Annotated in this window: 1 protein-coding gene; it reads right to left on the bottom strand. The window is 36.1% G+C overall.

What is annotated here, in order from left to right:
- Nucleotides 1-172: 172 nt before the first annotated feature.
- Nucleotides 173-382, bottom strand: a complete 210-nt coding sequence (locus D0T87_RS23775; RefSeq protein WP_163178660.1) for a hypothetical protein — start codon at nucleotides 380-382, stop codon at nucleotides 173-175.
- Nucleotides 383-440: the final 58 nt, after the last annotated feature.

Genomic DNA, 440 nt, shown 5'->3' with positions numbered 1-440 from the left:
ATAATAAATTTCACGCTTACATGTGGTGTATATAAAAATCAAGATGATGAAATTTTGCAGAACTTGATTTTGCACAGAAAACAAAATGGACAGAACTAACAACACTATCTAAGAAGATACAAGCATTAATTATAATACACCCGCTACATGTTGAGCTATGTGCACAGAACATTTAGTGGAGGAGCCCCAGAAAAGCACTTGCAAGAACAAAAACAAACAATGGTTTAATGGCATCTGTGCTTGCTGCAGTAGTAGTAGCTGCCATTGTTGTTGTCTCTTTGGCAGGTTCTGGAGTTGTCATATTTGTATTGTTTGATGTAGCCTGGGCAATAACAGCCAAAGCAAAGATGAGGGCAGCAATATATAAGATTTTTCCAAGCATGTTTGATATTTTTTTACGAAATAAACAGACGTAAGTCTTCTAGCTGTAATCAGATGAC

Origin of the sequence: Bacteroides sp. 51 (assembly GCF_010500965.1) — a bacterium.
GTDB lineage: Bacteria > Bacteroidota > Bacteroidia > Bacteroidales > Bacteroidaceae > Bacteroides.
The sequence above is the reverse complement of the archived record's forward strand: the minus strand, read 5'-3'. Positions and strand labels throughout refer to the sequence as shown.

Coding starts and splice junctions, on each gene's coding strand:
- D0T87_RS23775 (WP_163178660.1), bottom strand. CDS start 382: ATGCTTGGAAAAATCTTATATATTGCTGCCCTCATCTTTGCTTTGGCT.